Here is a 10,214-nt window from a genome sequence, read left to right as displayed (position 1 = left end):
CACCCGTGCGCCACTAAGGCCGAAGCCTTCGTTCGACTTGCATGTGTTAGGCATGCCGCCAGCGTTCGTTCTGAGCCAGGATCAAACTCTCAGGTTCAAGCTGAGCCGAAGCTCACTTGACAGGGTCGCCTCAAGCGCCCTCACCCAAGCTTTCGAAACTGAAGTCTCTTACTGCTTGACCAGGATGCTCTACAGACGACCCGCGATGCCGATCCCCCTTCCGAAGAACCGGTCCGCGGCCAACGGCCAAAACACCGCCGCCTGCGCATCCCTTCTCACAACACGGTATCCACAATTTCCAAGAACCCGCGGCGCCACCTGGGGAACCGCAAAACCCCGCGCTCAGTCCCGTATGAGGAGTGAGCCGCCAGGGCCAGATTGTCATCTGTTTCCCGGCCCGGCGGCGCTTCGTCAGCGGCCACCGCGTCGGTGGACCGGGTTATAGGCGCGGCCCCGCCGGACAGGCAAGCGCTTTTTTGACAAGTGGATGAAAATTTTGCGGACCGCAGCGTTTCCAGGTGCTTGGCGGGCCGTATGTCGTACGCGGGCCTACAGCAAACCAAGCGACCGCAGCTCGGCGGCGAGATGCGCTGGCAGTTCGTCCCCCTGCCCGCCGGCCTCCGCCAGATCCTTGGGCGCCGCCTGAGGGTCCAGATAGCGCCAGCCCTGGAAAGGACGATGAGCGGTGGGAACGATCGGAACCAGTTCCGCATCGAGGCCAAGGGTGCAGTAACCCTCCCCTTCCTCGTCGACACCAATGTCGATGGCGAGCACGCGCTGGCGCGCTGTGACGCTGCCGCGGATCACCCAGTAAATCGAGCCGCCGTTCAGAATTTCCTCGCCGCGCTTCGGAACGCGGCGGGTGTAGACGGGCACGACCGGACGCCCGTCGCTGTGGACGGCCCGGCGCGCCTGAACCTCGGTCAGATGATCAAGGTCACGGATTCCGACGGCAAGCTTGATCAGATGCAGGGGCATGGACGGCTCGGGAGTTGGGAAGCGGAGAGGACCCGCTGCCCAGATGGGATGTTCCGACGTCGTTTCCAGCCGCTCCGCGTGCGGAGTCTTCTCCCCGCTCCGGATCGCCCGTCAGGCGGGAATGGCGTTGTGGGCGCGGCAGCGCCCTTCGAAGTCGGCCGTCACGAAGTCGGGCTTCTTGTACAAGCCCTTCATCCAGCTGGCGAGGGTGCAGAGGTCTTCCAGGCGCACGGTTTCATGCAGCGTGTCGTCCGGAAAGTTGATTTCGAACGTCTCCGCGATGTGGTCGAGCACCTGTTCGAGCTGTTCGGTGCTGAGGCCGATTCCCCCGTCCAGAAGCGCGTTGCGGGTGAGAATCTTCTCGTCGACGCCGTACTCGTCCCGGATCAGCTTTACGATCCAGCGAAAGAGGTGCATCCAATTGGTGATCCCAAGGATCGCGTCCGACATACCCGGTCCCTCATAGCGCGAAGTGCCGCGACAGTCTGGCACGCATTCTTTGCAAAATCATTGCGTGAAAATGCCGCTTCCGGCTGGACGGGGCCACACTGGTAGAGTGCGACGCATGCACGCACCCTATGTGAACCTCTCTCTGTCGATGATCCTGGTCGGACTGTCGGTGCCGGCGTCCAAGGTGATTGTCGCCCATGTGCCGCCGCTGGTGACCGCAGACCTGCGGTTCGCCATGGTCGCGCTGCTGCTGGCCCCCTTCGCTCTACGGGGAGGGCGCGGAGCCTTGCCCGCCTCGGCGCGGGACTGGACCAGCCTGACGCTGCTGGCACTGTTCGGCATGGTGCTATTCAACCTGTTCTTGCTGTACGGGCTGCGCGCCACCAGCGCGGTTGCGGCGGGCATCATCACCAGCACCATCCCGGCGATGACCGCCCTGAGCGCCGCCCTTATTCTGCGCGAGCGCGTGTCGGGCGGGAGCATGGCCGCCATCACCCTTGCGGTTCTGGGCATGACGACCCTGAACCTGCGGCCGGGCGACGGCACCGGTCCCGACGACTCGGCGGTGGGCAATGCGCTGGTGCTGGGGGCAGTCCTGTCGGAGGCGCTGTACGGCGTCTTCGCCCGGCGACTCGGAGGACGGGTGCCGCCGCTCACCCTCACTTTTCTGGCAAACGCGCTGTCCACGGCGATGATGGCGCCGGGAGCGCTCGCCACGCTCGGTGGGTTTGAGCCGGCTCTTGTGCCCGTGTGGGTCTGGGCGCTGTTCGTGGTCTCGGGGCTGTCCAGCGGGCTGCTGGCCGTGGTTCTGTGGATGCGCGGGATCGCCCACGTCCCCGCCAACCGCGCCGGGCTGTTCACCGGGCTGATCCCGGCTGCGGGGGTGCTGGCCTCCGTCCTGTTCCTGGGCGAGGCATTCACACTGGCCCACGCGGCCGGGCTGGCCTGCGTCCTGCTGGGGTTGGCCGTCGGGACGGGAGCACTTCGGCTGAAACGCTCTTAAGGCCGGTTTTCAGAGCGCATTGAGGCGGTTTGCGACGATGAAGACGCCATCGCCCTTTGCCTCGGGGAACCAGAAAAAGGCATTCTGAAAGCCGGCCCTACGCTGATGGCGTCTTGGGGAACACAAATTCCGTGACTGCCGGGTGACAAGCGAAATTGTGTAAAGATTTCAGTGTGGTGCGGGCGGCGGGACTCGAACCCGCATACCAATAGGTGAGGGATTTTAAGTCCCTTGCGTCTGCCAATTCCGCCACGCCCGCTCACCGCCGGCGGACCGGCTTCGAGCATGGGGAAGGCCCCGCTCGCCCTGGTTGCATATTATCGTATGCAGCCTTCCGTTCCGCCGGACTGACTTAGACAATCAGGAGGCGTTCGGTCAAGGACCGTGCGCGCCTCAGGCGGAATCACCATGTTTTTTCCACGCAACCTCAACGTTCACCGGAGCGGAGCATGGAGTCGTTCAATTGGCTTGGGCTGGTCAGCCTGTTGATGGTGGCCGTGCTGGTGGTTCCGGCGGCGCTGGCTCGCAACCGGCGCACGTGGCTGCCCTACGCGGCGGCTTGGCTGGCCGTCATCGTGGCGCTGATCTGGGCCTATCAGGCGTTCGGGCCGTTTTAGCGCTCTGATCGGAAGGCTCGGTCAGGGGCGCGTGTCCTCGTTCAGGGTCATGACCCCGATGCCCATCGCCACGCTGCCGAAGGTGACGATCAGCCCCATATAGAGCATCACCCCGGCCACAAGGCCGTGGTCGCTCGTCCAGATCAGCGTGGCGAGGTTGGCGACGTCGAACAGCAGGAGACCCGTGCCCAGAACCACCGCACCGGCCACGCCGGACAGCAGGTGCTTCAGCAGGAACAGGATTGCGGCTTTTTCGAAAGGCTTCATGACACGACGCTTCACATCGTCTCTCCCAGATCCTCAACATAGATTTGTTCAGTGTAGCGACAATATGCCGCACCCTCTGATTTGCGGCCAAGGTCCCCTGCGCTGACCGCCTACCCTTTCGTACCGACCGTGACGTTCGGGGTACCGCCCAACCGGCGGACGATGCCGGCCAGTTCCTCCGTCGCCGCCTCCACGCGGGTCTCGTCGGTGCCGCGCAGGACGAGGCTGACGCCGAAGAAGCCGTTGCGGAAATAGGGATAGCTGCCGATCTCCAGGTCGGGATAGCGGTCCTGGAGCGCCCCCAGATCCTCCGCGATGCGGCCCTCGGCCAGTTCGCAGGCCACGGTGCGGGCGTGCAGGGCCGGACCGCCCTGCAGGCGCGGCAGGATGGTGTCCAGCATCGCCTGCATGATCCGGGGCACGCCGGCCATCACGAAGACGTTGCCGATCTGGAAGCCCGGGGCCTGGCTGATGGGGTTGTCGATCAGCGTGGCGCCCGCGGGGATGTTGGCCATGCGCAGCCGCGCCTCGTTGAGCTGTCCCGGCTCGTAGTGCCGCTCCAGCCGCGCGACGGCCTCCGGGTTGCGCTCCAGCGCGACGCCGAAGGCCTTGGCGATGCAGGCGGAGGTGATGTCGTCGTGGGTCGGGCCGATGCCGCCCGTGGTGAAGACGTAGCCGTAGCGCCCCCGCAGGGCGTCCAGCGCCGCGATGATCTCCTCCTCCACGTCCGGGACGACGCGGACCTCGCGCAGGCGGACGCCGATCTCGCCAAGCTTTTCCGCGATGTGCGGCAGGTTGGCGTCCTTGGTGCGGCCGGACAGGATCTCGTTGCCGATGATCAGGAGGGCGGCCGTGGGATTGGGGGCAGTCGGATTGGGAGTGATGGCGGCGGGCGCGGCGGTGGACATGCGGAGTGGGCTCCGTTCTGCGGTGGCGTTGGGGATAGCCCGGCGGGCTTGCCGGAAAGAGGGGTACGCCTTTAACGTAGCCTTCAAGATGCGCTTCCCCACCCCCCTCCTTCAAGGCCGCCTCGTCCGCCGCTACAAGCGGTTCCTCGCCGACGTCGAGTTGGACGGCGCGGTCGTCACTGCCCATGTGCCCAATTCCGGCAGCATGATGGGGCTGGACGCGCCGGGATCGGCCGTCTGGCTGTCGCGCTCCGACAACCCGAACCGCAAGCTGGCCCACACGCTGGAGCTGGTGGAGGCGGACGGAGGACCCCATGGAAAATGCCTGGTGGGGGTCAACACGTCGCACCCCAACGGGCTGGTCGCGGCGGCCATCGCCGCCGGCACGATCCCGGAGCTGGCCGGCTACCCCCGCCTGCGGCGCGAGGTGAAATACGGCAAGAACTCCCGCATCGACGTGCTGCTGGAGGACGATGCGGAGCACGGGGGGCGCCCGCCCGTCTATGTGGAGGTGAAGAACGTCCATCTGCGCCGGCCCCACATCGGCGACGGGTGTGGCGCGGAGTTCCCGGACTGCGTGACCGCGCGCGGGGCGAAGCACCTGGAGGAAATGAGCGAGATGGTGCGCCAGGGCGCGCGCGCCGTCATGGTGTATCTTGTCCAGCGGACCGACTGCGCCTACTTCCGGGTTGCCGCGGACATCGACCCGACCTACGCCGCCGGCTTGCGCCGGGCGCGCGAATCCGGTGTGGAAGCCCTGTGCTGGTCCTGTAGGATCACGCCGGAGCTGATCGAACTCGACCGGCCGCTGCCGATCCGCCTGGACTGAGTGCGCCCAGTCTGAGTGCGCCCAGTCTGAGTGCAATGAACCGTTTTTCTTGGAAAGGCCGCAAGGCCGATTGTTTGACAGGGGCTACTCTCTTGGACCACAACGACCTCGATTCCCATCGCATCCGGATCCACGGGCCGGAGGAGTTCGAGGGCATGCGACGGGCCGGACGGCTGGCCGCCGCCACGCTCGACTTCATCACGCCCTATGTGCAGCCCGGCGTCAGCACCGGCGAGTTGGACCGGCTGCTGGAACAGTATATCCGCGACCACGGCGGCATCCCGGCACCGCTGGGCTACCGGGGCTTCCCGCGGGCGAACTGCATTTCCGTCAACCATGTGGTCTGCCACGGCATCCCCGGCGACAAGCGCCTGATGAACGGCGACATCCTGAACATCGACGTGACGCCCATCCTGGACGGCTGGTACGGCGACAGCAGCCGCATGTACCTGTGCGGCGACGTCAGCGTGAAGGCGAAGAAGCTGGTGGACGTGACCCACGAGGCGCTGATGATCGGCATCCGGCAGGTGAAGCCCGGCGCCACGCTGGGCGACGTCGGCCACGCCATCCAGACCTACGCCGAAAGCCACCGCTTTTCGGTCGTGCGCGATTTCTGCGGGCACGGCCTGGGACGCGTCTTCCACGAGCCGCCGTCGGTCCTGCATTTCGGCAACCCCGGCACCGGCGTCGTGCTGAAGGAAGGCATGTTCTTCACCATCGAGCCGATGATCAACGCCGGCCGCTACGACGTGAAGATCCTGGGCGACGGCTGGACCGCCGTGACCAAGGACAAGTCGCTGTCCGCCCAGTTCGAGCATTCCATCGGCGTGACCAAGGACGGCTGCGAGATCTTCACCCTGTCCCCCGCCGGCTTCCACAAGCCGCCCTATGCGCTCCCGGCCGAAGAGGCCGCGGCGGTTTGACGGTTTGACCGTCCCGTTCGGCCTCGGCGCGCGCCGGCCACCCGGCGCGCGTTGCCCGGTTTGAATTTCCCGCGGAAGAGGTATAGTCCGGCGCACACCTATGTAGGGCAGCGCTGGGCATGGCGGGGAGCAAAACCAGAAAGGGCATGGCGGACGCGGGGTTCGCACCGGATCTCCTGGGACCGGTGGCGGAGCCGCCCGGCGGGGACGAGGCCCATCACCAGGGCCACCGCGCGCGCCTCTACGCACGCTTCCTGCAGGGTGGGCCGGACGCGCTCCAGGACTATGAGCTGCTGGAGATGATCCTTTTCGCGGTCAACCCGCGCCGCGACGTGAAGCCGCTCGCCAAGACGCTGATCAAGGCGTTCGGGGACCTGTGGGGCGTGGTGAACGCGCCGCCGGAGCGGCTGCGCGGCTACAGCGTGGATGGGGTGTCGCTTGCCTCCGACAAGGCGGTCGCCATGGTGCGGGTGGTCGGGGCGGCGGCGTTGCGCGGGATGCGGCAGCAGGTCATCAACCGGCCGGTGCTGGCCTCCTGGCAGGCGCTGTTGGAATACTGCACGGCCGCCATGGCGCACGCGCCGACGGAGCAGTTCCGGCTGCTGTTCCTGGACCGCAAGAACAAGCTGATCGCCGACGAGGTGCAGCAGACCGGCACGGTGGACCACACGCCCGTCTACCCGCGCGAGGTGGTGAAGCGCGCGCTGGAGCTGTCGGCCTCGGCCATCATCCTGGTGCACAACCATCCGTCCGGCGACCCGACGCCCAGCCGCGCCGACATCGAGATGACCAAGGAGATCGTGCGCGCCGGCCACGCCCTGGGCATCATGGTCCACGACCACATCATCATCGGCAAGGGCAAGCACGCCAGCTTCAAGGCCCAAGGACTGATGTAGCCGGGCTGATGTTGCGGCCGGGACGGCTACTCCACCGCTTCCAGGATCGCGGCCTGACGGTCGATGAAGGCGGCGAAGTCGTTGAAGGGCATCGGCCGGGCCAGCAGGAACCCCTGGATCTGGTCGCAGCCGAGCCGGGCGAGGCAGCCGAACTGCTCCTCCGTCTCCACGCCCTCCGCGATGGTCTGCATGCGCAGGGACCGCGCCATGCCGATGATCGCCTCCGTGATCGCGCCGCCGTCGGAGCCGTCGGTCAGGCCCAGCACGAAGGAGCGGTCGATCTTCAGCTTGTCCACGCGGAAGCGCTTCAGGTAGCTGAGGCTGGAATAGCCGGTGCCGAAATCGTCGATGGCCAGCGCCACGCCCATCTCGCGCAGCCGCGCGAAGGTGTTGGCGACCATGTCGGAATCGTCCATCAGCACGCTTTCCGTCACCTCCAATTCCAGGCAATGGCCCGGCACGTTGTAGGCCGACATCCAGAAGGCCACCCGCTCCGCCAGGCCGGGGCGGCGCATCTGCACCGCGGACAGGTTGATGGCGATCAGCAGCTCGTGGTTGCGCGCGATCAGCTCGGCCGCGCGGCGGCAGGCCTCGCCCAGCACCCAGTCGCCCAGCGGCAGGATCAGGCCCGTGTCCTCGGCCACCGGGATGAACTGGCCGGGCGGGATCAGCGTGCCGTCCGGGCGGCGCCAGCGCACCAGCGCCTCCGCCCCCACCAACCGGCGGCCGTCCACCGAGAACTGCGGCTGGAAATGCAGCTCCATCTCGTTGTTGGCGAGCGCGTGGCGCAGGTTGCTTTCCAGCCACATGCGCTGGGACGCGCGCTCGTTCAGCTCCGGCGTGAAGAACTGGTAGTTGGCGCGGCCGGCCTCCTTGGCGGCGTACATCGCCATGTCCGCGCTCTTCATCAGCGCGTCGATGCTGTGGCCGTCGTCCGGATAGATGGCGATGCCGATGGACGGGGAGATCGGCAGCTCGTGCCCCTCCACGGCGAAGGGTTCCGCCATCGCCCGCATCACCGTTCGGGCCACCGCGCAGGCGGCGTCGGCGCTGTCCAGGTCGCTGACCATGATGACGAACTCGTCGCCGCCCTGGCGGCTGACCGTGTCGCTGGCCCGCACCGTCTCGGTCAGGCGGGCGCCCACCTCGCGCAGCAGCTTGTCGCCGATCCCGTGCCCAAGGCTGTCGTTGATCGTCTTGAAGCGGTCCAGGTCCACGAACAGCAGCCCGACCTTCTTGCCGTGCCGGTCGGCGACGAGCATCGCGCGTTCCAGCCGGTCGCGCAGCAGGAAGCGGTTGGGCAGGTTGGTCAGGAAGTCATACTGGGCGAGGTGGCGGATCCGCTCCTCCTGCGCGCGCTTCTCGGTGATGTCGGAGAAGGCGGCGATGTAGTTGACGACCTCCCCCGCCTCGTTGCGCACGACCTGGATGGACAGCCACTCCGGATAGACCTCTCCCGACTTGCGCTTGTTCCAGATCTCGCCGGACCAATGCCCGGCCTCGTTCAGCTTCGCCCACATCTCGCCGTAGAAGTCGATGTCCTGCTCCCCGGACGCGAGCTTGCCGGGATCCTCGCCGATCACCTCCTCGCGGCTGTAGCCGGTGATGCGGCAGAAGGCGTCGTTCACGGCGACGATGCGATTCTTTTCGTTGGTGACGACCATGCCCTCGGCGGCGTTGTCGAACACCTTGGCGGACAGGCGCAGTTCCCATTCCGCCCGCTTGCGCTCCGAGATGTCGCGGGCGATGGCGCAGTAATAGGCCTCGCCCTCGTAAAGCACGCGGCTGGCCGTCACCTCCAGTTCCAGCAGGCGGCCGTCGCGGGTGCGGTAGGCCGTCTCGTAATGGGCCGACGCCTCCGCCTCGCGCGCCTGGAACTCCACCAGCAGGTCGGCATGGCCGCCCGCCAGTTCCTCCAGCGTGGCGCCCAGCGCCTCGCAGCCGAAGGAGTTGACATAGGCGATGCGCAGGCCGGCGTCGGCCAGCACCACGATTTCCGACACATGGTCCACGAAGAAGTTGGCGAGGTAGAGCTGCCGCGCTCGCTCGCGCAGCATGCTGTCGCTCTGCCGCATGCTGGACCGGTACTTGCCGACGATCCGCCGGATCCAGCCGGTGACCAGCCAGGACAGCGCGGCCGAGGCCGCCAGGGCGATGACCACAACCGCCACCGTGGTCAGGACGCGCCGCGCCATGCCGTCGCTCAGCTCGGCCCGGCGCACCTCCATGACCTTGCCGATGTCGTCGATGTAGAAGCCGGCGATCAGGACCCAGCCCCAGACGTCCGGCGCCGACACATAGGCGATCTTCGGCGTCGGCCGCCCGGTGACCGGGTGCACCCAGCTGTAGCGCAGCTCCCCGCCGCCCTGCCGGCCGATCTCCAGAAGGTGGCTGACGAGGTCGCGCTCCGTCTCCCAGGGCAGGTCGCGGGCGTTCATCCCCTCCGACGCCGGCGCGGTCGGCGACAGCAGCACCTGCCCGTCCTGGCGCAGCACGGAGATGTAGCCCGTCTCCCCAAAGCGCAGGGCGCGCAGGCGGTCCAGCGATTCCCGCTGCAACTTGTCCTGAAGCGCGGTGGTGTATTCCCCGGCGCCGATCAGCCAATCGAACGGCTCGAACCGGCGCACGTAGGTGAACTTCTCCGCCATCGTGTAGGGGCTGCCGGGCGCGTACCAGCGGTAGCGGGCGAAGCCCTGGGCTTCGGGGTCCTGCGCCGCGCGCAGCAGGCTGCGCATGACGTAGTTGCCGGCATCGTCCCGGTTGTCGAGCAGTGAGCTGCCTTCCCGGTGCGGATCGATGGGCAGCAGCACGCAGGTGCCGTTCATGTCGTCGATGAAGTAGTAACCGCGCCCGCCGAAGAAGCGCAGCGGGCGCAGGGTTTCCTTGATCGACTCCTTGATCGCGGCTTCCGGCAGGTAGTCCTTTTCGCGCTCGTAAAGGGATTGGGCGATGCTGTAGGCCTCGTCCACCTGGGAGCGCAGCTGTTCCTTCAGCAGCGGTTCGGTGCGCGAGCGCATGTAGGCGAGGTAGGAGCGCGCGTTCTCCAGCTCCTGCTCCAGGGTGTGGCGCTGCTCATCCATGTAGCGCGCCTCGGTCTGGCGCAGGTCGGCCGCGAAGTCGGTCCAGTGCTGCCAGATGAAATAGGCGCCGAGCCCGAGCCCCAGCATTGCTACCAGGAATAGCGACGCGAAGAACTGAAGCCGGTAAAGCCGCGCCTCGTCGGAGGAACGGGACGGCTCGCGCATCAGTTCGGCAATCGGGTCGGACAAGACAGGCGGGTCGGACAAGGAAGGCTCTCCTGGAACCGCGTCCGAATAGATCGCCCGGGCGCGTTCATGCTCTT

Annotated in this window: 10 protein-coding genes, 1 tRNA gene and 1 rRNA gene; 5 read left to right on the top strand and 7 right to left on the bottom strand. The window is 66.8% G+C overall.

Annotated features, from left to right (window positions below):
- The 3 genes from ACSVC7_RS02115 to ACSVC7_RS02105 form a co-directional block, all read right to left on the bottom strand.
- Nucleotides 1-97, bottom strand: a 16S ribosomal RNA gene (locus ACSVC7_RS02115); the annotation flags it as partial.
- Nucleotides 98-549: 452 nt separating this feature from the next.
- Complete coding sequence (locus tag ACSVC7_RS02110; RefSeq protein ID WP_448204185.1) at nt 550-978, bottom strand: DUF1489 family protein; 429 nt, start codon at nt 976-978, stop codon at nt 550-552.
- A gap of 111 nt (nt 979-1,089) precedes the next feature.
- Nucleotides 1,090-1,428, bottom strand: a complete 339-nt coding sequence (locus ACSVC7_RS02105) for an acyl carrier protein (protein WP_448204184.1) — start codon at nt 1,426-1,428, stop codon at nt 1,090-1,092.
- Between the two features lie 115 nt (nt 1,429-1,543).
- Between ACSVC7_RS02105 and ACSVC7_RS02100 the strand changes: the two genes are divergently transcribed.
- Complete coding sequence (locus tag ACSVC7_RS02100; RefSeq protein WP_448204183.1) at nt 1,544-2,431, top strand: DMT family transporter; 888 nt, start codon at nt 1,544-1,546, stop codon at nt 2,429-2,431.
- A gap of 174 nt (nt 2,432-2,605) precedes the next feature.
- Here the strand turns inward: ACSVC7_RS02100 and ACSVC7_RS02095 are convergent.
- Nucleotides 2,606-2,690 (bottom strand) — tRNA-Leu (locus tag ACSVC7_RS02095).
- Nucleotides 2,691-2,880: 190 nt separating this feature from the next.
- Between ACSVC7_RS02095 and ACSVC7_RS02090 the strand changes: the two genes are divergently transcribed.
- Entirely contained in the window at nt 2,881-3,048 is a 168-nt protein-coding gene (locus tag ACSVC7_RS02090) for a hypothetical protein (protein WP_448204182.1), read from the top strand.
- Between the two features lie 21 nt (nt 3,049-3,069).
- Here the strand turns inward: ACSVC7_RS02090 and ACSVC7_RS02085 are convergent, their stop codons facing one another.
- Nucleotides 3,070-3,315, bottom strand: a complete 246-nt coding sequence (locus tag ACSVC7_RS02085) for a hypothetical protein (protein WP_448204181.1) — start codon at nt 3,313-3,315, stop codon at nt 3,070-3,072.
- 110 nt (nt 3,316-3,425) lie between these two features.
- Nucleotides 3,426-4,223: a competence/damage-inducible protein A gene (locus tag ACSVC7_RS02080; protein WP_448204180.1), complete on the bottom strand. Its 798-nt coding sequence runs from the start codon at nt 4,221-4,223 to the stop codon at nt 3,426-3,428.
- An 88-nt stretch (nt 4,224-4,311) separates the two neighbouring features.
- On the opposite strand from ACSVC7_RS02080, the gene sfsA reads away from it, so the two are divergent.
- The 3 genes from sfsA to radC all read left to right on the top strand — a co-directional run bounded on the left by sfsA (nt 4,312) and on the right by radC (nt 6,871).
- Nucleotides 4,312-5,052 (top strand): DNA/RNA nuclease SfsA, encoded by a 741-nt coding sequence (sfsA, locus tag ACSVC7_RS02075; RefSeq protein WP_448204179.1) that lies wholly within the window; start codon nt 4,312-4,314, stop codon nt 5,050-5,052.
- 92 nt (nt 5,053-5,144) lie between these two features.
- Nucleotides 5,145-5,975: a type I methionyl aminopeptidase gene (map, locus tag ACSVC7_RS02070; protein WP_448204178.1), complete on the top strand. Its 831-nt coding sequence runs from the start codon at nt 5,145-5,147 to the stop codon at nt 5,973-5,975.
- 146 nt (nt 5,976-6,121) lie between these two features.
- Entirely contained in the window at nt 6,122-6,871 is a 750-nt protein-coding gene (gene radC / locus ACSVC7_RS02065; RefSeq protein ID WP_448204177.1) for a RadC family protein, read from the top strand.
- A 26-nt stretch (nt 6,872-6,897) separates the two neighbouring features.
- Here the strand turns inward: radC and ACSVC7_RS02060 are convergent, their stop codons facing one another.
- Nucleotides 6,898-10,158: a bifunctional diguanylate cyclase/phosphodiesterase gene (locus ACSVC7_RS02060; protein ID WP_448204176.1), complete on the bottom strand. Its 3,261-nt coding sequence runs from the start codon at nt 10,156-10,158 to the stop codon at nt 6,898-6,900.
- Nucleotides 10,159-10,214 lie beyond the last annotated feature (56 nt).

This window comes from Azospirillum mesophilum (genome assembly GCF_053470405.2).
Note: the sequence above shows the minus strand (reverse complement) of the source record. Positions and strands in the feature narration are given on the sequence as shown.